This window comes from Microcoleus sp. Z1_A1, assembly GCF_036700305.1.
GTDB lineage: Bacteria > Cyanobacteriota > Cyanobacteriia > Cyanobacteriales > Microcoleaceae > Microcoleus.
Map to the genome: position 1 here is coordinate 49035 of NZ_JAUBOR010000030.1, position 26316 is coordinate 75350.

Here is a 26316-nt window from a genome sequence, read left to right on the forward strand (position 1 = left end):
GCAGAAACCCGGTTTCTCGTCACCTGCAAAGTCTTGGCGCACGCTAATCTCACTACTATTTGTTAAATTGGTTGAAAATAATGCTTGAACAATAGGTAAAAGCTTCAAAAACAATAGTTAAGTTTAATCAAATTTTGTATATTAAACTGATCAAAGTGCTATGACACAAAATCATAATGAGCCTAAAGAATACGATGCCGTCCTTGGCGGTCAATCCTCAATACCAACTAACGCTGCTGTTTTGGGAGGTATTGAAGGTGTAAAAAAACGCTTGGTGAGTACAATTATTTATCAAAAAATTGCCGCTGTTTCCGAAGCGCTTAAGTATGGAGAAGCTGGTTTAGATTTGATAATTCGTGCTTTAGAAGATGAATCAGAGCAAGTAAGAAAAGCTGCATATTTGTCGCTTCGAGATAGATCGGAACCGAGAGTGGAAGATATTTTAAAAGAATACAACCTGTGGAGGACGGGAGGGCAATCGTATACTTTTGGTTGGCATCTAGGCTTAATTGATTTCGTTGTTATCTGCCCGGACGGACAAACTTTTGTCAGTGGAGGTCGCGACGAAAAAACCATCAAAGTTTGGAACTTGCATACTGGAGAATTGATAAGAACTCTTACAGGACATTCAAACTCGGTTACATCCATTGCTATCAGCCCGGATGGGCAAACTCTTGTCAGTGGTAGTTACGATTGCACCATCAAAGTCTGGAATCCACACACCGGAGAATTGATGAGAACTCTTACCAAACATTCATCCCCCGATACAACATCTATTGCGATCAGCCCAGACGCGCAAAGTTTTGTCAGCGGTAGCCGTGACGGTACCGTCGAAGTCTGGAACCTGCATAGCGGGGAATTGATAAGAACTCTTACAGGACATTCATCTTCGCCATATTCATCTAGGGTTACATCCATTGCTATCAGCCCGGATGGGCAAATTTTTGTCAGTGGGAGTTACGATTGGACCATCAAAGTCTGGAATCTACATACCGGAGAATTGATAAGAATTCTTACAGAACATTCATGCTCGGTTTATTCTCTTGTCATTAGCCCGGATGGGCAAATTCTTATTAGTGGGAGTAATAATAATACCATCAACGTCTGGAATTTGCATAGTGGGGAATTAATAAGAACTCTTACAAAAAACCCACGCTTGAACTCGGTTTTTTCCATGGCTATCAGCCCGAATGGGCAAACTCTTGCCAGTGGCAATGACCGTACAATCAAAGTCTGGAATTTGCATAGCGGGGAATTGATAAAAACTCTTATTAGAGAACATTCAGGCTCGGTTTTGGCTTCTTCCCTTGCCATCAGCCCGGATGGACAAACTCTTGTCAGTGGGAGTTACTATAAAATCCAAGTCTGGAATCTACATAGCGGGGAATTGATAAGAACTATTGAAGGATATTTAACATCGGTTAATTCTGTGACTGTCAGCCCGGATGGGCAAACTTTTATCTGTGGGAGTCGCAACAAACTCGGAATTTGGAATCTGCATACTAAAAAATTTAGCGCAATTATAGAAGGACTTTCAACTTCAGTTAATTCTTTAGCTATTAGCGCGGACGGGCAAAGTCTTATCAGTGGGAGTAAAGACTGCACTATCAAAGTTTGTAACCTGCATAGCAGGAAATTGATAAGAACTCTTGCAGGACATTCAGGCTTAGTTAATTCTGCCACCATCACCCTGGATGGACAAATTCTTCTCAGTGCAAGTAACGACAAAACCATCAAAGTCTGGAACCTGCATAGCGGACAATTGATAAAAACTCTTGAAGGACATTCATCTTCGGTTAAATCCATTGCTATCTGCTCATACAGACAAACTATTGTCAGTGGCAGTAGGGACAAAACCATCAAAGTCTGGAGTCTGTATAGTGGAGAATTGATAAAAACTCTTGCAGGGCATTCAGGTTCAGTTAATTCCATTGCTATTAGCGCGGATAGGGGAACTATTGTCAGTGGCAGTGAGGACAAAACCATCAAAATCTGGAATCTGCATACTGGGGAATTGAGTAAAACCCTTACAGAACATTCAGGGTCAGTTAATTTGGTAGCCATTAGCCAGAACGGAAAACTTATGGTCAGTGGAAGTAGCGATCAAACCATTAAAATTTGGAGCTTGCCGGACAAAAAATTGATAAAAACTCTTTCAGCTTCAGAGTTGGGTAAATACATTGCCATGAGTGCCGATGGCAAAACTATTGTTAGTGGGGGTAATGATCGAACAATCCAAGTGTGGGAAGTGCCGTAAAGTTTCAATCACCCTTTAACCATCAAACTCAGAAATTAAAAAACAATGACATAAATTTCCTAGCATAATTAGGAAAGTTCCTTAATGAAGCGCTGTATTGAAACGCTCGAAATCAAACCTATAAAGTGTGTAAAATAAAAAAATCATGCCATACAGTCAATTTACTACGATCGCCAAAGCGAAACAAGCTTTCGGTCTCACAGTCCAAGAGGGATCTCGCTTTATACCTCCGCTAAACCCGATCGCACCCTCAGACATCCTCAGCGGTACTCTCAAAGATAGCCTCCCCATCGTCGCCACATCGGGAAGTGAAAAAGCGCGATCGGAAGGAATCATCTATCCCGTACTGCTGGAAGTGAGGCGGATTCTCGATCGCCAAATTAGCCTTTTTTCCGGCGAAGATTTCACCATCGACGAAGCTGTCGGACTGAATGGAGTGTTTGATTTTCTACTGACGCGATCGTCCGAAGTGCTAGAAATTGAAGCCCCCGCCGTTGTAATTGTCGAAGCTAAAAAGACCGACCTCAAAAGCGGATTGGGTCAGTGTATTGCCGAAATGGTTGCCGCTCAACGCTTCAATCAAGCCAAAGAAAAAAACATCCCCATCATTTATGGGAGTGTGAGTAATGGCATTCAATGGCAATTTATCAAACTCGAAAACCAAACTGTGACGATCGACTTATCCGTCTATCCTCTGCCCCCTGTCGAGCAAATCCTCAGCTTTTTCGTTTGGATGATGCAGAATGATGCCGTTAACTCAGAAACAATGTAACCGTTAATCAACCTTCCAAAGCCGCCAACAGACACAGCAACAAAGCCTCCGTCCACTCGACTACAGCACCGTAAGTATCGCCTGTGTGGCCACCCAAACGGTGGTTAAACCAGGCTCCGGCAAAAATTCCGATCGCACTTCCCCCCAAAGCCATCCCCACCGCCAACAGCCACCGATCGCCATCCAAGACAACTTGCACCACGCTCAAACTCAGCAGCAACAACACTCCCGGTATAAAATCAAAAGGAGAATAAATCGATTCCTTGTGAAAAGCTCCCTTACCCTCGGCCCGGAGATAGGGATAGCGGGCGATCGCCACCAGTTGGGCCCACCTCCCCCAACCCGCGACACCCATCAAAGCCAGCCAGCGATAGTTATTCAAGTCCGAGAGAGCCGCAGTTTTCAGCAGCACGATCGCGATCGCAGCCATCGCCCCAAAAGCCCCTGTAACGCTGTCCCGCATGACTTCCAGCCTGCGTACCGGGTCGGGTACAGCCAGCCCGTCGGCCGCGTCCATTGCCCCGTCTAGGTGCAGCCCGCCAGTCACGGCGATGCCCAAAACTACCACCAAGGCCGATCGAGTCAGAGCAGGCATTCCCAACAACTGCAACCCAACATCCGCCAGTCCCACCATCCCCCCAATCAAAAGCCCGATCGCCGGTGCCAAGCGGGCAATGCCCCGAAACTCCAAAGTCCAGGACACCGGTACCGGCAAACAAGTATAAAAAGCGACTGCGGCTGCGATGGCAGCGCCTTGATTCCGGAAAAAGTCGATCGTAGAGCGAACCCATTTATCATGCACCATAAGATAGAAAATTTTTCATCAGGTATGCAGTTGTCAATCGATTAGCGTGTGCCAGAATTGGACTGTAACACCCTAGTTTTTTGGATCGAGCATTCCTCCTGTCGCCGGCTCTTTTCCCAGGAAAACCTCTGTCGGCAGCGATCCCCAAGCTCCCTATCTAAAAAGACTAAACTCAAGATCCGCGTTTCCCGTACCAAGAATTCTAGCTAACTCCCTGATTTTCAAGACGGGAAAATACTACAACAGAGGCTTTTACTCCATGAGTCACGATCAATTGAATAACAGGGTAGTTGCTCCTTGCATCATCGATACAGGGATCGTCGTCAACAAACGCGATATCAAAAGATTGCTGTTTGATTTAGGACGTGTCCGCTACCTTCACATACAAGATGGCCAGATTTATAGCGAAGGGGAAGGTTATGTACTCGAAGTCTTCGCCAACCCCCAGCGTTCTACCCTGATTGCCAACCATGCGCTTTATTTGAACGTGTATAGTTTTGATTACCTGGAACTGAAACAGTCTCCTGAAGATGGTGCTTATTTTGACCTGGTTCAAGACGGACGGCTGTTGCGGTTAATTCCCCTCTCCAATCCTTTGCAAGAGCAATTCGCCCGGAATTTAAATGCTGCGGCTTTGGATGCGGTTGTCGATCAGGTACTCTCAGGCAACTGGGATCTGCAATTGGACGAAGATGATTCCCCCTTTTAATGGTCAGTCAGTCGATTTTAGATTTTAGATTTTAGATTTTAGATTTACTCGCAGCGCCGTGAATCTGGGAGATAGAACTAAGGTCTAAAATTTTTTGCCCTCCACGACGATTGTCGGAAAGTTGTCTCCGTTTTTGGGCGGGGTCATTCGATTTTAGATTTTCGATTGTCGATTTTGGATTGACTTGCGCGAGATAAATTCGGGGGACGCAAGGATTTTCGATTGTCGGTTTTGGATTGATTTGCGCGAGATAAATCACGTGGCGGGTACCATCTAGAAATTCTCGGTCATGAGTTTTTTGTCGCGATGTCATCAACAATAGATTAGATAACACTCACATCTTGCACCATTCTCGGTTAACAGGCTTTTCGGCCTGTTCCACAAAGAGTGAATTTTCTTGTGGAACAGGCCGAAAAGCCTGTTCCTAAACAAGTAATTGAGAATGGTGCAACATCTCAAATAACACGGACGGCCGAGTAGCGGTTAACGAGCATCGAGGACTAATGACTGAGGACAAGGCGAAATTTTCTTTTAAATGTCAGGCTAATTGCAGCCATACCCAAGCGCGTGCAGGGGTTTTTGCCACTCCCCACGGTGTGGTGGAAACACCTAAATTTATGCCAGTGGGGACGCTAGCTAATGTCAAAACTTTGACGCCGGCACATCTTGAGGCGGCGGGTTCTCAAATGGTTTTGGCAAATACTTATCACTTGCATTTGCAGCCGGGGGAAGCGATTGTCGCAGGCGCCGGCGGATTGCACAAATTTATGGCTTGGCCAGGCCCGATGCTGACGGATTCGGGCGGCTTTCAGGTGTTTAGCTTGAGCCAAATGCGGACTATTTCTGAGAATGGGGTGACTTTTCGCTCTCCCCGCGATGGCCGCATGATTAATTTGACGCCGGAACGATCGATCGAAATTCAGAATCAGTTGGGCGCCGATGTGATTATGGCCTTTGACGAGTGTCCCCCTTACCCCGCTACGCGGGAGGAGGTGGAGGCTGCCACAAATCGTACTTACCGCTGGCTGCAACGCTGCATTCAAGCTCACTCGCGCCCGGATCAAGCTTTGTTTGGCATCGTCCAGGGGGGCGTTTTCCCCGATTTGCGATCGCGCGCGGCGAACCAGTTGGTAGATTTGGATTTACCAGGCTATGCCATCGGCGGGGTTAGTGTGGGGGAATCGGGGGATTTGATCGCAGAGATTGTGAAGGTGACTGCGCCTCTGTTGCCGGCAAATAAACCGCGTTATTTGATGGGGATTGGGACTTATCGGGAAATGGCGCTGGCGGTGGCGAGTGGCGTAGATATGTTTGACTGCGTGATTCCGACTCGGCTGGCCCGCCACGGGACGGCTTTTGTTCGTGGGGAACGCTGGAATTTGAAAAATGCTCGGTTCCGGGAGGATTTTGCTCCGCTGGATGAGTCTTGTCCTTGTTATACCTGCCAAAAATTCAGTCGGGCTTATTTGGCTCATTTGGCGCGGGCTAACGAAGTGCTGGGCTATACTTTGCTGGCGATTCACAATGTGACGGAGTTGATTCGCTTTACTGGGAGGATGCGGGAGGCGATTTTGGCAGATCGATTTACTGAAGAGTTTGCCTACTGGCTTGCACCGACAGTCGATCGATCGTGATTGCCTTGGGTGAAGATATGCGACAATTATCTGAAAATTGGGTTTAAAACCCAGTCGTTGTAGGACGGCTTTTTCCACACCGTGCGAAGTCAGAAATCCTAGGTATTTGGGTAAACATATCCACGCGCTTTGTGTGGTATGCTATCGAGATCAGACAAGATTTAAAAACCTACCCCCGGACTGGGGGAAAGTCTACGCCCAAAACATTCTTGAGGAGACATGACTACGCACGTAACGTGCATACGTGGTCAGCCTGGGAACCCTAGCAATAGGGATATTAACTACCAGCCGGGAAGTCCCTCGGTATATTTAGAGGGGATTAATCAGAGCGCTGCGCGAAGTACCCCGAATAAATTACGCCCGCGTGATGAAAGGCGTGTTGGGTGTAGGTACGGAAACCGACAATTATTCTTGTACACCCCAAGATGATCTGGAAATACTCTGATACTATATTAGCAAGTGGGGGTGGAACTACCTCACTATAAAAAGCCTTTGAAAAAAAGGAAAAAGAAGCCTCCGGTCTAACTGTACTCAGTTGACCGTCAGGTTTGTTCACGACTCAAAAGTCTTAAAAATCCTCACGCCTTTAGGCTGAGGAGTGTCAAGAAAATTCTGTTGGATAGGTAGGTTGATTCATGGAAGCTGCATTACTCTTAGCAAAACTGCCCGAAGCTTATTCGATTTTTGAGCCTTTGGTTAATGTTTTGCCAGTCATTCCCGTATTTTTCTTGCTGCTGGCTTTTGTTTGGCAGGCGGCTGTCGGATTTAGATAAGTTTGATTTTAATAAAAGCAGGGGCAATTCTGGAATTGCCCCTGATTTTACGTGTTGAGTTTTTGGGCTGATCTCGTTTACGGTTGTTTCGGAATGATTTAACCGCAGAGACCGCAGAGACCGCAGAGGAAGAGAAGAGAGAGATGAATAATTAATCCGTGTAGTGCCTTCCTTCAGCTACCGCCGATCGCACTTTTGAATGCCGGCCTTTCTGTGATCCGCTTGATGTAATCTACAACAGCCGGATAAGCACTAAGGTCTAGTTTTAGCATCATCGGAATGTAGGCCAACATTGATCCGACTGCTGCGTCGGCGACGCCGAATTCATCACCCATTAAAAATGGCTGTTTCTCGAAGATTTCATTTAACGGTTTTAACAACTTGGGAGTTTCGCGATCGCGAGTTGCTTCTGTAAATATTCCCGGCCCCAACGTAGCGTTAGCAAACGTTACCCACTGCACGATTTGAGCTTGCTGCTCCAAAGTGTCTGGCATCTTACCATATTTTTGAGCTAAATACAGCAGAATTGCGCCGGATTCCCAAAGTTTAAAATCTCCGTCGGCGATCGCTGGTACTTTGCCGATCGGGTTAATTTCGAGAAACTCTGGCTGCAAGTGTTCCCCTGCTTGCATATCTAGGGTGACGAATTCGTAAGGAATTCCTATTTCTTCTAGATACCACTTGACAATTGAGGCCCGGCTGCGGGCTGCTCCGTAAAGTTTCAGCACGAAATTTTTATCCTTTAACACAATATTGCTGTTATAGCATTTTTTGGTCAGTTGTCAGTTGTCAGTTGTCAGTTGTCAGTTGTTAGGAAAGCAGTTGTCAGTTGTCATTTGGGAAAATTCCCAATTACCTTTTTGCCAATTACCTTTTTCCCAATTACCCATTCCATTACCAATGACTACTGACTAATGACTACTGACTAATTACTAATTGCCGATAACTAATGGCACTTCTGTCAAGTGCATAAACAAGATTCTGCTGCCAATGAAAATCAAAATTGCTCCGCCCAATATCTCAATCTTATTAGCAAACAAGTTGCCGCACTTGTGTCCGATAAACACGCCAGCAAATACGACAAAGAAAGTAATAAATCCGATCGCAGTCACCGCAGGAGCAATAGAATCTTTCAGGACAGCAAATCCGAGGCCAACTGCGAGGGCATCGATACTCGTCGCCACCGACAGCGTTATCAAAGTCCCAGTATCTAAGGGATTGAACTTTTTCTCGCATTCTTCGCCTTGCAGCGATTCGTAAATCATTCTCCCGCCAATGAAACTCAAAAGCCCAAAAGCTATCCAATGGTCGATCGGTGTTATCAAAAAACTAAAACTAAGACCGATGAGCCATCCTATTACGGGCATTAAAGCTTGAAAACCTCCGAAAAATAAGGCAATTTTTAAAGCTTTATTGACCTTCATGTGCTTGATTGCTAAACCGCTCGAAACAGCGACAGCAAAAGCATCTGCTGCTAGTCCCAAGGAAAGTAATATGGTAGTGGCTGCATCCATTTTTGTAAAGTGTTAGGTGTTATAAATAAAGTGTTCCTCTTGACTGTTTTAGTTTACACTAAATTTTGATATAAGTGCGTTTTTATCATAATCTATTCATTTTTGACTCACATTTATTTCACAATTGGCGAAGGTTGAAAAAATCAGCGGTTAGCTGTATTGTGTAAAAGATTATTTATCAAGTAGCAGAATTGACTATGCCGCAATCTAGACCCTACCAGCCATTGCTGCTCAGGTTACTGCACGGGGTTAACGCTGCGATCGCCCTTTTAGCAATTTTGAGCGCATTTCTGGTTTACAACACCTACGATGGGCGGTTTGGCAAAGTCCCCGTGCCTCAAATTGCAGATATTATCGGGATTCACGGCACTTTTGGCAAGATGTTGCTGTTAGGAATAATGCCGGCTTTTGCATTGTACAGTTTCCACGCAGGTCAAAAACGCTTGGTGCAGCCGGATTCTTTTGGGAAACTAACGCAGTTGGGAAAACCGATTTGGTGGTACAGTTTGCACCGGATTGTGAATACATTGATGTTGCTAGCACTGACTTGGGCGATCGCTTCTGGCAGTATGGTTAAGGAAGAATGGCTGCCGGCTGGGGAATTGACGCGGGTTTGGTATTATTTACACGCTTCTGGTTGGGTGGTATTGGTATTTTGTCTGGCAATGCACTTGTTGATGAGTGCGAAGGTGGGGGGTTTGCCGCTAATTTTGTCGATGTTTGATGCCGCCTATCGCCCGGAAGATTCGCCTGCTGCTTGGTGGAAGAAAATTCGCTCTTTTGTCGATCGCTCTTAATGTGAAAATGCTTAATGTGAAAATGAACAGAAATAATTTATTAATTGTTGCGGAAGTCTTGGTAATGGGAGGCTGGTTGTTTGCTGTGGTTGCACCTTTATTATTTCCCTAATCCTAGGCTATCAATTTTTCTTAACAAATGATAGTTAGCTCTATACTGAGGACTTCAGCCCTCCGTTTTATGACGACTAAAGTCTTGACTATGGGATGAGAATTAAATAAAATCCACTTTTCATGACTGTTGTGGGATGGGCGTCCCGCCCGTCCTTTCTGGGCGGGCGGGACGCCCATCCTACAAGAAAAAAGGGAAATTATTTAATTGACGATCCTATGAAGCCAAATTAAGCTTTTCGCGCCGCTTACTAGCAAGATTTGCGACGGGTTTTCCTGGCGGCAAAATGCGATATCAAACGATCGGCAATTTTACCATAAACTCAGCACCGCCCCCAGTTTGAGATTTAATTTGAGGTTGCACCGGAGATTCAACTTTCAGCCTGCCACCGTGCAATTCTACAATAATTTTATAGCACACCGACAGATCCAATCCTGTAAATTTTTTAAAGGATTTAGTAGGGCCAAACTCCTCAAATATTATTTGTTGAATTTCCGGCGGAATTGTTGAACCATTGTGGGCGATCGATACAACAATAAACCTACCTGTATCATCCTCGAAAATATCGGTTTTGATAGTAATAATTTGAGCCGAGTTTTCAATACTTTTAACTGCATCTATAGCATGGCAGATCAGACTCGCGAATACCTGGCTCAGTTGAGCGGGATAACACAAAATTGGCGGCAGGTTGTGGTATTCCTTGACTACTAATATTTTTTGCTCCAGTCTGTGAGCCAGCAACAGCAAAATATTGTCGATGCTCTCATTAACGTTGGCGTGTTCTTTGTTGGCTTCGTCAGGAAGTGAAAATTTTCGCAAAGCTAGGACTATCTGGCGAATGCCATCGGCTCCTATTTTCAAAAAATTGAGGATTTGTGGCAACTCTTTGCTGATAAAATCTAGGTCGCAACGCTCTATTTTTTTGGCAATTCGCGGCACAGGTTCGGGATATTGTTCGCGATAGAGGCGAATTATACTAAGCAAATCTTTGATATAATCGTTGAGGTGTATCAGGCGACCGTAAATAAAGTTAATTGGGTTATTGATTTCCTGGGCAACTTCGGCGGCTAGTTGACCCACCATTGTAATTTTTTCGCTTTGTACTAAATGCTCTTCGGTGATTCTGAGTTTGGCTAATACTTCTTCCAAAAGTTTGAGTTCTTCTTGAATTTGCCCGTGGAGTTGGGATTGGGAAATTGCGATCGCCAGCGAGTCGGCAATTGCTTCCAAAACTTGCACCTCGTCGGGACTCGCAAATCGGCGGTTTGCACAGGCGAACAGATATCCAAGCCGATGATTCTCGGTTAGTACGGGTACTGCTGCGTAGTGACTATTTGTAAGTTCGATATGGGCGTGTTCCTCAGACGCTGTGGCATCAGGGGCGGCGGTTTTATGTAGCAGTATCGTTTCGCAGCGGTGAAGCCGTGCAGCTAAATCTCCAGAGGGCCCTCCTGGAACACCAAAGATTCCCAAGCGCCCCGGCAAACCTTCCCGGCAATATTCCCAGCTAAATTCTAAAGTATCTTGTCGGGGATCGTACCAGGCGAAAATTGCTCGATCGAGCTTCAGTAAAGTACCGAGTTCGTCTACTGTAGTTTGGAGGATGCGATCGAGGCCCAAGCAAGCGCGAATGCGGCCAGTCAAGCGGTGGAGAAGGGCTTCTGTGCGACTGCGAATGCCATTTAGGGCAAACAGCTTGAGCGCCACAATTGCACAGAAAATAGCTGCTGCTGCAAGTACGCCGGCGGCTACTGCTAGTATCTTGAAAGGAAGGAGTTCTTTTTCGAGATTGTCGCGGGGAATTACGAGGGCGATCGACCATTCAGCTTGTTCTAAAGGAAGATAGGCAACATAAACTCTGGCGTCGTTAATTTGAGTCAGCACAATGCCAGTTTTTTGATAAACCATCTCCCGCGCTACATTTGCCAAATTAGCATCTGCAGACTCTAAAAGACTGGGAGCCGAATTGTCGATATTTCCGATTAATCGAGCGTCGGGATGCACAATCGGCACTCCTTGAGAATTGAGAACAAAAGCGTAAGTTCCGGGGCCATATTCCAGCTTTCTTACTACTTGGGCAATTCGAGCCATGCTAATGACGCCGTTCATTACGCCGATCGGCTTTTCGGTTGTTTTATCAATAGAATTTGCTGAATTTGACCACACAGGAGCCGAAATGGGAACAATACTTTGTCCTTTGAGCGTGCGAGAAATGGTAGGATCGGAAACATAGACTTCCCCAGCCATTGCCTTTTTGAAGTGTGCGCGGTCGCTGACATTAATCAACGCTCTGCCGACTTTTGTGGTGAAATAAGAACCGTCAGGATCAATTAATGTGAAGTATTGGAATTTTTGTAGTCGATTTACTTCCGATTTTAAATAAGGCTCTGCCACTGACCAATTCATCGAACGAACGGGAGCAGTATTGGCGAGGACTTCGATCTCAGCCTTTCTAGTGCCGAGCCAGCGATCGATCTTGTTGGCCCGCTCCCTAACTTCTAACAAAGCATTTCGCTCTAAATTTGTGATAATCAAGCGACTAACGCTTTGATAGCTCATACAACCAGTGATGCTAGCTGCCAGAATTGTTACGCCCAAAATTAAGAGCGCAGTTTGGTACCCAAGAAGGTATTCGCCCTTTAATCCCGCTGGCAATAGTCTAGTTAATTTCCACCACTTTACTCTCGCAAAGCTTCGCATGGTTTGACCAATTTGTGAGATTGAAATCTTTAGCTCACCTACGATCTACTCGCCCGCCTGCCAGTAGTCTTAAACTACTAGCATTCAATAATTGCGGGGATTTTTTAATTTTTTCCCGCCGAGCGGCTCCTATCGTTTGCGGTTACACTCCTTATGATATAAAGGACACGGCCGTGCCGTTTCCCTACCCAGATTAATTGTAAGGACACGGCACTGCCGTGTCGAAAGCGGTGGGTAATATTAATTCTGATGCTACTCGATTTGATATCACTTTGTTAAACAGGAATAATATTATACCACTTCTTTGACAAAATAAAAAAAATCATCAACTACTTAATTCTTTTTGACAGGCGTTAATAATTGATGTTATTTAGGTGATGTGAGAAGTAGACTTTTTAGGTTGAGATGCTTGGTGTGTGTCTTAATCAAAAGTCCTGACTGTTTTTACTTCGTAGTCTGAAACCCTAGATTTTCAGTTGATAGTTCGATTGCTGAATCGCCTTAAAACCCTTATTCTACGGTTGTCATCAAAAACTGTCAGCACTATTGCTTGATAACGAAATATTGAAAATTTTTCGTTCATTATTAATGAAGGAAAAACTTGTTAAATATTTTATTTACATCTCAAAAATCAAAACTTTTTGCGGTGCATCCGCTGGCTGAGGCACTGTTAAATTGCCCCAGTTGCGGGATTTGTTTAAAGAACCTTGTGAGTGTGTTCGTGCTGTTTCACATTATCTTCAGTGCGAATGACGCGCTCGGAGTTGAGCACCCTTTTGCGTTCTAAGGAATAAGTAAAGTCGTTGCGAACTGTTCCCAAGGGAATGTGAAGTTGAGCTTGGGGGCGGATTTTGTAAGTGCGGGCAGCAGCGATCGCCCGAAAGCCAAATTCTTCACTAAACTGAGATGATGTCGGGAATTCTGGCAACATTTTGGGTGTTTCGCCGTCGAGCACTGCTCCCAAAGTCGTCCCGCAAATCATTAAATAGGATGTGGGAATTCCCTTCAAAATTGCTTCTAAAGCTGCTGAGGGAATAGCTTCTATTACTTGCACTTCAAAAACTTCGCCTTCTTCTTTGATGAAGCAGGTAGCTACACCGACTGCTATGTAGTCGTCGGTGCAGAGATCGGGAGCGTTGGGATAAACTGTTGCAGTCGTCATAAGAAAAGCTTGGTAGTGTGGAAACCGGAAACGAGAAATTAAGCGATTTTAGATTTGAGATTTGAGATTTATTCCACGATTTTTTTCGGGGATTTTACGTTAAAAATCTCAAACCGGCGGTTCTAATAGCTAAAATTTTTGGTTAAGCTCCAAGGAGCCGATCGCACGATTGTGTCGATCGTACCACATCAAGGTAGATGCCGGATGATTCGGCAAGGATTCCCCGCCGCCACGACGTTTGCGGGAATATTTTTGACAACAACACTGCCTGCGCCGATCGTGCTATTGTCGCCAATAGTGACTCCTGGACAAATAATACTGCCGCCGCCAATCCAAACATTATTGCCAATATTAATTTCAGCGGCGATTTCCCGGCCAGAAAGTCTAATTTCCGGGTCTGTGGGGTGAAAAGCGGTGTAAATTTGTACATTTGGCCCGCACAGCAAATTCTCGCCAATGTTAACTCGATTGCAGTCGAGAATCACGCAACCAAAATTCATGTACAATCCGTTTCCCGCATAAATATTACTGCCGTAGTCGCAGTAGAAAGGTGGCTCGATTTCAACTTTTGGGCCAACTGCACCGAACCATTCTGCGAGAATTTCTAACCGTTTGTCTGGTTCGTCTTCGCCGGTAGAATTGTAAGTTCTGGCGAGGCGGCGGGCTCGCTGGCGCTCTAAAATTAATTGCTCATCAGCAGCTAAATACAATTCACCGGCGAGCATTTTTTGTTTTTCGGTTTTTTCCACAGTTTTTTCCACGGTAAGAATCGGCGGTTTCAACCGCTACTTCACCAACGAACTTCATCTCTAAGAGACTGAAAAATAATGTAGGGTGCGAAGGGCGCACCTTACCGCTATAAGCTGTTGCGGCATTTAAATTGTCTGTCAAAAAAAAATCTTGTGGGTGGGCGTCCCGCCCGCCCTGAATATACAATTTAAATGCGCGACAGCTTAATTAGCGCGTCAGATCATTTTTTGATGTTGTAGCATACATTTAGGGTTCAGGTTTTGACTGCAAACAAACAGCTAAATCCAGATTGGCTAATTTCTCAAAAGCTCGATCGATCGATCCTTTTCCCCGCAAAAAACCAGTATTTGCACCGGGGCAAATATATTGTAAAGTTTCCGGCGAAAATCGATCGATAATTGACTTCACGCTGTTAATTTGCCTAGGCCAGTGAAAAGTTTTTGCCGTCAACAGCGGTACTGGGGCGGCTTCTCGGTTGGGGAGCAAGTGCCTACCCGAAAACAGCACTCCACCGCTGCCACTATGATAAAGGCAAGAGGAACCAGGAGAATGGCCAGGAGTCCAAAATGCTTTGATTCGATCGCTCACAACAAATTCTCGCTCAAAAACCGTCACCTTCAAACCCGGCAGTAAATAAGCTTCCTGCTCTTGAATCAGGATCTCGCACCCCGTGGCTTCCTGAATCTCCCGCGCCTTGGCGATAGCGCCACGGTGGGTGAGAAACAGCAGTCGCACGCCGCCGTGTTCCCGCAAAAATGTTTGGTTAATCTCATCCCAAGCGGGACAATCCACCAGGATGTTAGTTTGGTTTTCTACAATGAAATAGGCTGTTGCACCCAGGGTATCCCGGTTAGGGGGGAAAGCCAGGATATTGTCGAGCACGGGCCTGGGTTGTTTGGAGACTGAACTCTGTTGTTTCAAGGAAGTATTTCAGAAGGGAATGGGATAAATATTATGTTCTTTTTACTATGGTTGTTCGTATTGGGGCTGATATCCTACTACTTGTTGCAAAACGGCACCAGCCGCATCACCAAGACTCCGATATGGCTGCTGTGGCTGGTAATGATGGCGCCCGCGCTGATTTGGGGTGGTTGGATGTTAGTTTACGGCACGAGCAAAACTGTACCGCCGGAGTTGGTAATTATACCTTTTCTGGTTTGCCCTTTTTTGTATTGGTTTTTGGTACAGTTGGGGCGCAAGAAAATTACCGCCGAAACTGCACAGCAGGTAGCAGACTCGGAGACTGAACCTGTAAAGCCAAAACCGCCCGTGCGGCCGATCGATGCAGCAGAAGAAGCGAGTTTGCGCGATTGTTTTCCTTGGTCAATTTACTTTTTGCGAGATTTGGAATTTCGGCCCCAGGCTGTAATTTGTCGCGGACAGTTGCGGACGAACCCGGAGGCGGCTTATGAGGCAATTCGGGAGAATGTGGAGAGGCTGTTTGGCGATCGCTTTTTAGTAGTATTTCAAAACAGCTTGAGCGGTCAACCTTTTTTTGCTATAGTTCCCAATCCCAGCCACCAATCAGGCGAAACTCCTGTCAAAACCGAATCTGTAACCAGGCCATTTTTTGCATTAGCTTTGCTGCTGATCACGGTGTTTACGACTACACTTGTCGGGACGCGACTTGCCGGAGTTAGTGAACAAGCTTTGCAGTCTAACCCATCAATGTTGCTGCAGGGTTTGGCTTACTCGCTGGCTCTAATTACATTTTTGGGAATTCACGAATCCGGCCACTATTTAGCGGCCCGATTTTACAAAATTCGCACGACTTTGCCTTATTTTATTCCGATTCCTTTTTTCTTGGGAACTTTTGGCGCCTTCATTCAAATACGGAGTCCCATTCCCAACCGCCGAGCTTTATTTGATGTTAGCATTGCCGGCCCCCTGGCGGGTTTAGTGGCGACAGTGCCATTATTAATTTGGGGTTTGAATCATTCGACTATTGTACCGCTGTCAGACAAGTCGGGAATGTTAAATTTTGACTCTTTCAAACCCAGTTTTTCGCTGCTGATGACTTTGTTGAGCAAGTTAACCTTGGGTGGTGCTTTCAATGCGGAAACTGCGATCGATTTGCATCCGGTAGCGGTGGCGGGTTATTTGGGTTTGATCGTGACGGCGTTTAATTTGATGCCGGTGGGACAACTCGACGGCGGGCACATTGTACACGCGATGTTCGGCCAGCGAGCGAGTATGGCGATCGGGCAAGTTGCTAGACTTTGTATGCTGCTGCTTTCTTTTTTGGAACAGGGTTTGCTGCTGTGGGCGATTATTTTGTTTTTCACGCCGCTAAACGACGAACCGGCGTTGAATGATGTCAGTGAATTGGACGATCGGCGGGATTTTTTGGGGCTAATGGCGATCGGGCTTTTGTTAATGATTTTGTTGCCGGCGCCCAGGGTACTCCTTGAGTGGTTAAATGTTTAGCAGGAAGAGGGAAGTTCGGCAACGGATTCGCTCGACGGATTTAACTAACGGATCGATGTCGAAGTTCGAGGTAATAGAGAGGAAGGAAGAAAAGAGAGGTTGACAAAATCCTGCAAGGGTTGCTATACAAGCGAGTTTAGAATTTATCGACTCGCTTTCTATCTCGAAGTAATCTTTATTTTCACCGACTGATTAGAGAAATATGTCTTACAAATCCTTTACTTTCCAACAATTAGAAGAGCGCTTTGGATTGGAGCTATCACTCAGTCCTCTTTTGAGTGCCAAGGTGGTTCCAATAGAACCCTCCGAATGGCTTTGGAGAGCAATCGAAATTAGTTCTAACACTGCTGTTACAACTGTAAAAGAACGTTCGGAACGGATTATTTCTCCTATTCTGTTAGAATTTAGAGAAAGGAACAACAGACAATTTTCTCTTTTTTCTGGTTGGTCATTTGATGTAGATCCTGAGCGGGGATTGAATGGGGAATGCGACTTTCTATTGTCTTCCGTTCCGTTTGATTTGGAAATTAAAGTTCCGGTTTTTGTATTGAGAGAAACTAAAGGCGGAGAAATAGAATCTTGTCTGCCACAGTGTGCAGCACAAATGGTAGCGGCTCAGCTATTTAACGAACGCGAACACAGTTCCATACCTGCAATATATGGCTGCGTAACTACTGGGGTTGTCTGGCGGTTTCTTAAATTAGAAGGAAATAATTTAATTATTGATGTTGATGTTTATTGTCTAGATAATGTTTCTATGATTTTAGGTGTTTTGCAAACAATCGTTAATTTATACCAATAAGTTGACGAATCTAATAAAATAGGTTTATAGGAAAAATCCCTGGTTATTACCAACTTAATAATATTTTTTTCCCAGAGGCGAGAGCGAAAAAAATTACCGAAAATCAAATAATATCAAATCCGTTGGCATCGGAATGATTCATCTGTCTCTTCCGTTTCTCTGTATTCTCTGCGCCCTCTGCGGTTTAATCATTCCAATACAACCGGAATTCATTTAATATAGCTGTACCAATAATCGCAATGACTCCAGAAAAAACAGCGCTAATTCCGATTTATCGCGAGCAGTGGCGACAAATTGGACTTTCGATCGCACAGATCGATCGCCCGCAAGCGACAGCGGCCATCAACACCGCCTACAAGGGAATCAATCCAAAATCGAAAATCGAAAATCCTCAAGCCCCCGCATTTATCCGTGGAATCGCCTCTAAAATCTAAAATCTAAAATCTAAAATCTAAAATCGATTGACAGCCCTTACATAGCTTTGCAAGCAGTTGAACCGCTAAGGATACGCGATTCTGGTCTGGGAATGGCCAGCGAAATCAGAAACAAAATTCATAATGAATTGTACGATATATTAAGAAGTCAACTGGACAGGAAATTAGAAAATAAGATTTACAGCCAACTCTATAATCCGCTGTACGCTCAACTGATGAATCAACTGCACCTTCATGTTAAAGACGAAGTTTACGTCAAATTAGCAAGGAAGTTGGGCGGGAGATTTCAGATGGAAAACTGCGGCTGGATTTACCCGTTTGAGAAAATGTGCTTTGTGTGCGATCGCTCGATCCAACTTCATTTTGACAACGAATATTTGCTCCACGCTTTATGTCAACCAGCGGTTGAATTTGCTGACAAGTTCAGTCTATACTCTTATCGTGGCGTCCGACTGCCGGAAATAATCGGTCAAATTCCGCCCCAATCTTGGCAAGCTTCATGGCTGTTAAAAGAACAGAATGCCGAAGTGCGGCGAGTTTTGATTCAGGCGATCGGCTATCCGAAAATTTGTCAAGAATTGCAAGCAACTGAATTGGATAAGTGGGTAGCCACGGGGGGCTACCCCAACGAAGAATATACTTTGTTGAAAATTGAGAATAATATTGACATAGAGCCAATTTATTTGTTAAAGATGACTTGTCCGAGTACGGGACACCTTCACGCTTTGCGAGTGCCGCCAAAAGTGTGCTCCGCTAAAGAAGCGATTAGCTGGGTAAATTGGGGAATAGATCCCGAAGAATTTCAAGTCCAGACTTGAGGCGAAAGTTTAGAGTTTTGAGTGCGCGAGTTTACAGTTAAAGAATTACAGCGCCACAAAAGCAGCGTTGTGCACAAGTCCAGAACAATTAAAAAATGTAGAATTGCAGCCACCGCTTGATACTATGTACTCTGGCAGCTAAAACCCACAACTTCAAATCGACATGAGCCAGCATTCAGACCGCATTGCCCCTCACGGCGGCATCCTGGTCAACCGCATTGCCACACTAGACCAAAGACAAGAATTTTTCGACAAAGCAGAGTCCCTGCCGCGAGTTCAGCTTTCAGATCGATCGATCTCCGACCTGCAAATGATCGCTATCGGCGCCCTGAGTCCCCTCAAAGGGTTCATGAACGAAGCTGATTATCGATCAGTCGTTAAACAAATGCGCCTCTCCAACGGCCTTCCGTGGTCGGTTCCCATCACCCTCTCGGTAACAGAAGAAGTCGCCGCCCCCCTGAAAGCAGGAACTTTAGTGCGCCTCGACACCCAGGCGGGCGAGTTTGTCGGCATCTTGGAACTTGCAGAAAAATATCACTACAGTAAAGAAGAAGAAGCCATCAACGTCTACCGCACCGACGACATCAAACACCCAGGTGTCCAAGTAGTAGACCAATCCGGGCCCGTTAACCTCGCAGGCGACATTTGGCTGCTGGAACGCGAACTAGATGTTCGCTTCCCCCAATACCAAATTGACCCGGCGAAATCGAGAATGCTGTTCACAGAAAAAGGATGGAAAACCATAGTCGGTTTCCAAACCCGAAACCCCATCCACCGGGCCCACGAATACATTCAAAAATGCGCCTTAGAAACAGTAGACGGCTTGTTCTTGCACCCGCTAGTCGGGACGACAAAAGAAGACGACATCCCGGCTGATGTGCGGATGCGCTGCTACGAAATTCTGCTAGAAAAATACTATCCAAAAGATCGCGTAATTTTGGCAATTAATCCGGCGGCGATGCGCTACGCCGGGCCGCGAGAAGCAATTTTTCATGCTTTAATCCGCAAAAACTACGGCTGCACTCACTTTATCGTGGGGCGCGATCACGCTGGAGTTGGCGATTATTACGGGACTTATGATGCCCAATATATTTTTGACGAATTTGAGCCGGGAGAATTGGGAATTGTGCCGATGAAATTCGAGCACGCTTTCTATTGCACACTGACGGAACAAATGGCTACAACTAAAACAAGCCCCAGCACTCCCGAACAACGGGTGCATTTGTCGGGAACCAAAGTGCGGGAAATGCTGCGCGCTGGAAAATTGCCGCCGCCCCAGTTTTCCCGGCCGGAAGTCGCTGCTGAATTAGCCAAGGCAATGAATATTTTTAGTTACGAGATTTAAATCTTGAACTTTGGTGGGGGCGACATTCTGAAGAGTTTTGAATTTTGAGTTTTGAGTTAAAATTTTATAATTTTAAACTTAAAGCTCAAAACTTAAAACTTAAAACTTATCTTAATACTAAACACTCACAACTTAATTAAATTCCCTAAAATTATTGCGGGGAATTTAACTAAAAAGTCACAACTTAAAATTCAAAGCTATTTAAAAATGGGACTCAAGCGGCGGGAATTTTTGCAGCAAGCTGGCCGGGTGCTGGCCGCCATCGGAATCAGCGAGGCCCTGTGGCTGCAGTTGGGCGATGGCTACCTCCAAGCCTTAGCGCAACCGACAGCCAGGAAATTGGCTTTGTTGGTGGGCGTTGACAAATATCCAGACTCGCCCCTGCACGGCTGCGTCACGGATGTGGAAATGCAGCGGGAACTGCTGATATATCGGTTTGGGTTTGTGCCGTCGGACATTTTGACTTTGACTGACGCTCAAGCTACGAGGGAGAATATCGAGACGGCTTTTGTGACTCACTTGACTCAACAAGCAAAACCCGGTGACGTGGTAGTTTTTCACTTTAGTGGCTGCGGTAGCCGAGTCAGTTTGGGCGAGTCTCCCGGAAAAATCCAAAACAGTTTGGTGCCGGCGGATGATGTTTTGCCGTTGTTAGCCAACCGGGCGGTGAACGATATTTTAGAGGAAACGCTGTTGCTGTTGATGCGATCGCTCGCGACAGAAAATGCGATCGCCATCCTCGACACCAGCTACCCCTATCCGGGTTTCTCCAAAAACGGTAACTTTCGCATTCGCTCCCGCCCCCGCCCCACCATCGGCCAGCCTCGCCTCGCAGAATTAACGTTTGCCCAAGGCCTCCGAACCCGCAAAAATCTTCGTCCTGCCGCCGCCGTAGTTGCCGCAGGCGCGAATTCCCAACTCGCCGCCGAACAAGAGTGGGACGGATTTACCGCAGGTTTGTTTACCTACGCCCTCACCCAAACTTTGTGGTGGGCAACTCCCGCTAGCAGCTTCAGCGTCAGTTTCAGTCGCGCTGCGGGCAATGTTTACAGCAAGCTGGCGGGGTTATCGCAGCAACCGCAAATTCTCAATCACGATTTAACAATCGCGCCGGCGGTGAATTTTTCAAATTTAATCTTCAATTCCCCTGCATCTGACGGCGCTGTGACGGCGGTGGAAGAGGGGGGCAAAACTGTGCAGTTGTGGCTGGGGGGGTTGTCGCCCTCGGTTTTGGAGTGCTCCGGGGGTTCTGTGTTTGCTGTGGATTCTTCCGAGGGCGCGAGGCTGTTGCTGCGGGGACGCACGGGCCTCTCTGCTAAAGCCCAAGTTTTAGATGGGTCTGCTCAAACAGACGGCCAATTAACAGTCGGCGAAGTGGTGAGGGAAGAAATTCGGGTTTTGCCGCGAAACATCGGTTTGACAGTAGCTTTGGACTCGGGTTTGGAACGCATCGAGCGGGTGGACGCTACCAGCGCCTTTGCGACTGTGCCGCAAGTTTCGGCGGTAGCCAGCGAGCAATTGGCTGACTGTCGGTTCGGCAGAGTCCCGGAAACGACTTTAGCCGAAACTTCTTCGGCTCACGAGCCTGCTTTGTATCCCAGCCGTTACGGTTTGTTTTCTTTGGCTCAAACGCTGATTCCCGATACTGAGGGCGACGGGGGAGAAGCAGTTAAGGTGGCGGTGCAGCGCTTGACTCCGCAGTTGAAAGCGCTGCACGCTGGGAAGTTGCTGCGGCTGACAGCCAATGAGGGGTCTTCGCGCCTGAAGGTGCGGGCGGTTCTGGCAACTACCGCACCGCAAGCGCGGGCTGTGGCGCAGCGAGAGCCGGTGCGGGCCGGCGGTGATTATCGGCTGGAACCGCTGAGCGGAGAAAGTGAGAAATCCGCCCGCGATCATATATTAAGTGTGAGCAACAGCAGCCGAATTCAGTGCAGATTGTATAACGACAGCGATCGCCCGGTTTACTTTGCGGTGTTTGGCTCGGACAGCGGGGGACGGCTGTCTGTGCTGGGCGCTGAGGGCAAAGACGCTGTGGGGGGAATGTCGCGGCCGATCGCTCCGGGGGAGAATTTGACCGTGCCGGCGGCTGGGACGATCGGGTGGCCGGTATCTGCGCCGATCGGACTTGCGGAAATCGTGATTATATTTAGTGAGACTACCTTCGATCGAACTCTAGCTGCAATAGAAGCCGAGATCCAGCAAACGAGGGATGCCCAGCCAATTCGAGTGCTGTTGAATCCTTTAAATGTGGCGCGGGCGGTACTCGAAGATTTGCACGCCGCTAGCATTCCGGGGGTACAGAAAGTGGGGCTATCGACGGATGATTTGGCTTTGGATGTGAATGTTTGGGCAACTCTGAGTTTTGTTTATCGGGTAGTTTAATTGTTAAAAACTCCTCGATCAGAGTCGGCGATTGAAATCGCTTTTGATATTATGTCCGGTCGATTACCCCTAATACGGTAGAGGCGGGTTCACGAAAAATATCTGTCAATAATTGACAATCTCAAAAACCCGCCCTTTTAATCGCGGTCACTCGATCGGACTCGGACTTTGTTTGACTCTCGACAGCGGTTTCAACCGCCGCATCATAAAGGGGGTGGATTTCGCCGGATTTGGTATCAGAAATCAAGACTGATAAAGCTTTTCTACCATTTGAGCCAAGCGTTTCATGGCAGTTTCAATCTCATCATTTGTTGCAGTCAAACTGATGCGTATACACTCATGTTTGTGCTGCCAATCTTCCCGCAAACCGGGGAAAAAAGAACTTCCTGGCACCACAATTACGCCGACTTTCTTCAACTCTTGATACAGTTCCCAATCAGTCATTGGCAAATCTTTCAGCCACAACCATGCGAAAATTGCTCCTTCGCCTCGGTGCAAAAACCACGGTAAATCTTTCGGCATTGCTTGTTCTAGAGTGCTTTCTACGATCGCAAATTTGCTTTGATAGTACGGGCGAATTACGTTGATGGAAATATCGGCAAGAGCGCCGGAAGCAATAGCACGAGTTGCGATCGCCTGTCCGTATCTCGGCGAATGAATGCACATATTGGTCTGAAAACATTCTAATATTTGAATGATTTTTTCATCGCCGATCGCAATTCCGATTCTTTCACCCGGCAATCCGGCTTTCGACAAACTCATACAGTGCACGATATTGCCGCCAAAAATCGGCGTCATTTCGGTAAAATTCAAGGACGGGAACGGAGGGCCGTAGGCGGAATCAACGAACACCGGCGCGTCAAAAGCGGCCGCTAAATCGGCAATTTTCTTCACTTCGTCGTCGCTGAGAACGTTGCCGGTGGGGTTGCAGGGACGGGAAAAAATGACGCAACCGGTGGTTTGGTCGATCGACAATTGGCTGAAATCCGGGCGGTACTTGAACCTGTGGGCGGCCGCATCAATATCGAGGGTAGGTTTGCAGGCGACTACCGCTTCGGGAATCAAGCTCACGCCGCCGTAACCGGTGTAGTCTGGGCTCAGCGGTAGCACGATATTTTTAAGGCTACCCCCCCTAGCCCCCCCTTGGTAAGGGGGGGATGGGGGGGGTGCGGTGTAGCCGCCGAAAGCGTTGGCTGCGTAGAAGTAAATCGATTGACTTCCGGGAGTAATTAGGATATTGCGATCGGTCAAATTCAGTCCGTAACGCTGATTAAAATCCGCCAACACCGCATTGATAAAGGGCTGATAACCTTGACTGGAACCGTAGCGACAAACCACCTCGCCGTATTCCGGGCTCGCCAAAAGTTCCGCAGTGCAGTCGCGCCACAACTGCTCGACTTCCGGCAAAATCACCGGATTTCCGGCGCTCAAATTGATAAACTCCTGCCCGCTGCCGGCTCGGAGTGTTTCAATAATATCTTTCATAATTGCCCGAACTCCCGTGAGGTGGGACATCTGAGCGCCAAATTGAGTCAGGGCAGGGTTCATAGCAAATGCAGCGACAATGATAGAAGTTTACAGTTTACCCATGATAACTCCAGTCGCCGGCGTTAGCCTAGCTGATCTGGGGCATGGGTTGTCGATCGAGCATCTGATTAATTCAATAAACTCGATCGCACAGCGTTTTATTTCTTCCCCTGTGCGCGCCGGAGTATAAGATTGCGGCCATTTGTGGAGTTCGATCGAACTGAGATGTTGCACCATTCTCAATAAGCTTTTTAGGAACAGGCTTTTCGGCCTGTTCCACAAGAAAATTCACTCTTTGTGGAACAGGCCGAAAAGCCTGTTCTTGACAATGGTGCAAGATGTGAGATCGAACAGTGTTTTTTACCTAAAAATTAGCGAACCGAACAGCCATCTCTAATTCAAGAGTTGTGGTAAGAGTTCACGCCGTCGCGCCCGATGAATTGCCGATCCTTGACAACAACCATTGGAAACATCTAAAATTAGTCGTAAAACCCGATCGCAACAGAATTTTATGGGAGCCTGTTACTGCTATAATTACAGGTTTAATCCAGCCTCAAAAATCCGATTTGTTGCTAGCTCATTTTCATGATTCGCGGTTTTTTGACAGCGGTGCATTTTATTATCAATCCGACTCAAGCCAATATCTGTCGTAAGATCGACCTTTGAGTAGCATTACATAACAAAAACGTAAATTATCACCCAGTTAATTGCCGTAAAATTCAACAAAAAAATGACACACTTTCCACTTATAGAATACGAGCAACTTACAGATCCTAAAGCCAAAGCAGTGTACGAAGAAATCTTGACAGAATTGGGGTTTGGCATCGTCCCCAACCTGTTCAAGTCAATGGCAATCAACCCTGACATATTAGAAGCAAATTGGAAAAAATTCCGGGGAACCATTCTGCAAGGAGACTTACCCCGCACGCTTAAAGAAATGGTCGGCGTCGCTATTTCCCAATCAAATAATAGCGAGTACGCTCTCCAAGTTCACCTGCACGGATTGTCAGCCTTGGGGATGAGCGAAGAACTACTGCGAACCCTAGTTTCTGACTTTGCCAATTGCCCTTTGCCAAAACGTGATAAAGCCGTAATTACCTTTGGCTTGCTCGCTGCTACAAAACCCCTGGAAGTGACAGAAACTGATTACCAAAACCTGCGGGATTTAGGGCTAGATGATTCTGAAATATTTGAGATTATTGCGACAGCAGACTTGTTTAGCTTTGTCAACCGATATACGGATGCAATAGCCCTGGAAATAGATGCTTTGTAATCTACATTGTATACCCCTATTATGGGCGATCGGCTAGAAGATCAAGATCGAGAAGAACTTCTGTTGACAGCCCGCCGTTTGTTAGCAGAAGCTCAAGCCCTTTCCATCCGCATTTCCGCCGTTAACGAAGTTGCCACAGCCATTAACCGCACCCTCGATCTGGGCCAGATTTTGCGGGTAGTAGGCAAGCAAGCCAAATGGTTGCTCGACTTTGAACACTGTAGCGTTTGCCTGCACAGCACTAATGCTTGCATGACTTTATTTGGCCCGCATATTCCTGTAGATATTGCAGCCCTCCCAGAGGGCGGCCCTATTCACAAGGCCTTCAACACACGTCAACCTCAATTAATTCAAGAAGCGGGTGCTACTGCTATTTTATCCCCCTACGCTTCGCAAATAATCCTTCCTTTGGAAAGCGAAGGTAAGGTTTTAGGAACCATTAATTTTGCCACAACCAAGCCGCGAGCTTACACTCAAGAAGACTTGCGAATTGGCTATCTTTTGGCTTTGCAACTATCCTCAGCCATCCGCAATGCTGAACGTTTTAAAGAAATAAATAGGCTGTATTCCGAACTCGATGCCGAAAAGCACAAATCCGATCGGCTACTGTTGAATGTGCTCCCGGTTGAGATTGCTGAGGAACTCAAAAATAACGGCAAAGTGGAACCACTTTATTATGATAACGTATCGGTTTTATTTACTGACTTTAAAGGCTTTACTCAGTTATCTGAAAAAATGACGCCGCGAGAATTAGTTGACGAACTAGACTATTGTTTTTCTTATTTCGATCGCGTGATGGATAAATACTCTATGGAAAAACTGAAGACTATTGGTGACAGCTATATGTGCGCGGCCGGAATCCCTACGCCTCGCCCAACACACGCTTTTGACGCTGTACTTGCTGCCCTAGAAATTCGACAGTTCATGGATTTGCGAAAAATACAGAAATCTCAACAAAACATTGCTTATTGGGATATCCGCATTGGCATTCATTCAGGCCCAATACTGGCTGGGGTAATTGGCAATAAAAAGTTTTCCTATGATGTCTGGGGAGATACAGTTAATACTGCATCTCGGATGGAATCTTCCGGTGTCCCTGGAAATATCAATATCTCTCACGACACGTTTGAATTAGTTAGAGATTTTTTTGAATGCGAATACCGAGGCAAAATTTATGCTAAAAATAAAGGGGAGTTGGATATGTATTTGGTTCGCTATCTTAAATAAATTTGGGAAGGGGTAATTGCTAAGGAATGAGAATTAAATAACTTCCACTCTTGAAAGTGGGATGGGCGTCCCGCCCGTCCACTCATGACGGGCGGG

Annotated in this window: 24 protein-coding genes; 15 read left to right on the forward strand and 9 right to left on the reverse strand. The window is 46.3% G+C overall.

The genetic code is table 11. The annotated features are described in order from the left end of the window. Positions 1–160 precede the first annotated feature (160 nt). Both QT973_RS19280 and QT973_RS19285 read left to right on the forward strand, forming a co-directional pair. The gene (locus QT973_RS19280; RefSeq protein ID WP_333338627.1) at positions 161–2257 is read left to right on the forward strand and encodes a beta-propeller domain-containing protein; all 2097 of its coding nucleotides are present in this window, start codon (positions 161–163) and stop codon (positions 2255–2257) included. Between the two features lie 145 nt (positions 2258–2402). Further along, entirely contained in the window at positions 2403–3029 is a 627-nt protein-coding gene (locus QT973_RS19285) for a hypothetical protein (protein ID WP_333210299.1), read from the forward strand. Between the two features lie 7 nt (positions 3030–3036). Here the strand turns inward: QT973_RS19285 and cobS are convergent, their stop codons facing one another. Then, positions 3037–3834 (reverse strand): adenosylcobinamide-GDP ribazoletransferase, encoded by a 798-nt coding sequence (gene cobS / locus QT973_RS19290; RefSeq protein WP_333391980.1) that lies wholly within the window; start codon positions 3832–3834, stop codon positions 3037–3039. A gap of 259 nt (positions 3835–4093) precedes the next feature. On the opposite strand from cobS, the gene QT973_RS19295 reads away from it, so the two are divergent. The 3 genes from QT973_RS19295 to QT973_RS19305 all read left to right on the forward strand — a co-directional run bounded on the left by QT973_RS19295 (position 4094) and on the right by QT973_RS19305 (position 6950). Continuing rightward, a complete protein-coding gene (locus QT973_RS19295; RefSeq protein ID WP_333053847.1) occupies positions 4094–4543 on the forward strand; it encodes a hypothetical protein in 450 nt (149 codons plus the stop codon). A gap of 503 nt (positions 4544–5046) precedes the next feature. Next, the gene (gene tgt, locus QT973_RS19300; protein WP_333053848.1) at positions 5047–6177 is read left to right on the forward strand and encodes a tRNA guanosine(34) transglycosylase Tgt; all 1131 of its coding nucleotides are present in this window, start codon (positions 5047–5049) and stop codon (positions 6175–6177) included. Between the two features lie 635 nt (positions 6178–6812). Beyond that, complete coding sequence (locus tag QT973_RS19305) at positions 6813–6950, forward strand: photosystem II reaction center protein K (protein WP_006634808.1); 138 nt, start codon at positions 6813–6815, stop codon at positions 6948–6950. A gap of 173 nt (positions 6951–7123) precedes the next feature. On the opposite strand, the gene QT973_RS19310 is transcribed toward QT973_RS19305, so the two are convergent. Together QT973_RS19310 and QT973_RS19315 are read right to left on the reverse strand one after the other, a co-directional pair. Next, positions 7124–7678 carry a glutathione S-transferase family protein gene (locus tag QT973_RS19310; protein ID WP_333391993.1) on the reverse strand — a complete coding sequence of 185 codons (555 nt, stop codon included), beginning with the start codon at positions 7676–7678 and terminating at the stop codon, positions 7124–7126. Positions 7679–7882: 204 nt separating this feature from the next. Further along, the gene (locus QT973_RS19315; RefSeq protein ID WP_333264012.1) at positions 7883–8464 is read right to left on the reverse strand and encodes a manganese efflux pump MntP family protein; all 582 of its coding nucleotides are present in this window, start codon (positions 8462–8464) and stop codon (positions 7883–7885) included. A 197-nt stretch (positions 8465–8661) separates the two neighbouring features. Between QT973_RS19315 and QT973_RS19320 the strand changes: the two genes are divergently transcribed. After that, positions 8662–9261: a cytochrome b/b6 domain-containing protein gene (locus tag QT973_RS19320; protein ID WP_333053851.1), complete on the forward strand. Its 600-nt coding sequence runs from the start codon at positions 8662–8664 to the stop codon at positions 9259–9261. A gap of 406 nt (positions 9262–9667) precedes the next feature. Here the strand turns inward: QT973_RS19320 and QT973_RS19325 are convergent, their stop codons facing one another. The 4 genes from QT973_RS19325 to QT973_RS19340 form a co-directional block, all read right to left on the reverse strand. Beyond that, entirely contained in the window at positions 9668–11971 is a 2304-nt protein-coding gene (locus tag QT973_RS19325; RefSeq protein ID WP_333391982.1) for a cache domain-containing protein, read from the reverse strand. A gap of 799 nt (positions 11972–12770) precedes the next feature. Further along, positions 12771–13235, reverse strand: coding sequence for a hypothetical protein (locus QT973_RS19330; protein WP_333053853.1), 465 nt, complete (start codon positions 13233–13235; stop codon positions 12771–12773). A 188-nt stretch (positions 13236–13423) separates the two neighbouring features. Beyond that, the gene (locus tag QT973_RS19335; protein WP_333053855.1) at positions 13424–13984 is read right to left on the reverse strand and encodes a sugar O-acetyltransferase; all 561 of its coding nucleotides are present in this window, start codon (positions 13982–13984) and stop codon (positions 13424–13426) included. Positions 13985–14231: 247 nt separating this feature from the next. Next, positions 14232–14906, reverse strand: a complete 675-nt coding sequence (locus QT973_RS19340; RefSeq protein WP_333053856.1) for an MBL fold metallo-hydrolase — start codon at positions 14904–14906, stop codon at positions 14232–14234. Between the two features lie 33 nt (positions 14907–14939). Between QT973_RS19340 and QT973_RS19345 the strand changes: the two genes are divergently transcribed. The 6 genes from QT973_RS19345 (at position 14940) to QT973_RS19370 (ending at position 22193) form a co-directional block, all read left to right on the forward strand. Then, positions 14940–16412 (forward strand): site-2 protease family protein, encoded by a 1473-nt coding sequence (locus tag QT973_RS19345; protein ID WP_333391983.1) that lies wholly within the window; start codon positions 14940–14942, stop codon positions 16410–16412. Between the two features lie 202 nt (positions 16413–16614). Beyond that, positions 16615–17214: a hypothetical protein gene (locus tag QT973_RS19350; RefSeq protein WP_333210286.1), complete on the forward strand. Its 600-nt coding sequence runs from the start codon at positions 16615–16617 to the stop codon at positions 17212–17214. A gap of 239 nt (positions 17215–17453) precedes the next feature. Then, entirely contained in the window at positions 17454–17648 is a 195-nt protein-coding gene (locus QT973_RS19355) for a hypothetical protein (RefSeq protein ID WP_333053863.1), read from the forward strand. Between the two features lie 92 nt (positions 17649–17740). Beyond that, positions 17741–18466 carry a DUF6745 domain-containing protein gene (locus QT973_RS19360; RefSeq protein WP_333391985.1) on the forward strand — a complete coding sequence of 242 codons (726 nt, stop codon included), beginning with the start codon at positions 17741–17743 and terminating at the stop codon, positions 18464–18466. A gap of 163 nt (positions 18467–18629) precedes the next feature. After that, positions 18630–19811: a sulfate adenylyltransferase gene (gene sat / locus QT973_RS19365; protein WP_333391987.1), complete on the forward strand. Its 1182-nt coding sequence runs from the start codon at positions 18630–18632 to the stop codon at positions 19809–19811. Positions 19812–20018: 207 nt separating this feature from the next. Then, positions 20019–22193 carry a caspase family protein gene (locus QT973_RS19370; RefSeq protein WP_333233032.1) on the forward strand — a complete coding sequence of 725 codons (2175 nt, stop codon included), beginning with the start codon at positions 20019–20021 and terminating at the stop codon, positions 22191–22193. Positions 22194–22436: 243 nt separating this feature from the next. Here QT973_RS19370 and QT973_RS19375 read toward each other — a convergent pair whose 3' ends face one another. Beyond that, positions 22437–23741: a valine--pyruvate transaminase gene (locus QT973_RS19375; protein WP_333264007.1), complete on the reverse strand. Its 1305-nt coding sequence runs from the start codon at positions 23739–23741 to the stop codon at positions 22437–22439. Positions 23742–23768: 27 nt separating this feature from the next. Further along, positions 23769–23957: a hypothetical protein gene (locus QT973_RS19380; RefSeq protein WP_333391988.1), complete on the reverse strand. Its 189-nt coding sequence runs from the start codon at positions 23955–23957 to the stop codon at positions 23769–23771. 170 nt (positions 23958–24127) lie between these two features. On the opposite strand from QT973_RS19380, the gene QT973_RS19385 reads away from it, so the two are divergent. The 3 genes from QT973_RS19385 to QT973_RS19395 all read left to right on the forward strand — a co-directional run bounded on the left by QT973_RS19385 (position 24128) and on the right by QT973_RS19395 (position 26220). Next, positions 24128–24373 (forward strand): hypothetical protein, encoded by a 246-nt coding sequence (locus tag QT973_RS19385; protein ID WP_333391991.1) that lies wholly within the window; start codon positions 24128–24130, stop codon positions 24371–24373. A 77-nt stretch (positions 24374–24450) separates the two neighbouring features. Beyond that, the gene (locus QT973_RS19390) at positions 24451–24993 is read left to right on the forward strand and encodes a peroxidase-related enzyme (protein WP_333263997.1); all 543 of its coding nucleotides are present in this window, start codon (positions 24451–24453) and stop codon (positions 24991–24993) included. Between the two features lie 6 nt (positions 24994–24999). Next, a complete protein-coding gene (locus QT973_RS19395; protein WP_333053875.1) occupies positions 25000–26220 on the forward strand; it encodes an adenylate/guanylate cyclase domain-containing protein in 1221 nt (406 codons plus the stop codon). Positions 26221–26316 lie beyond the last annotated feature (96 nt).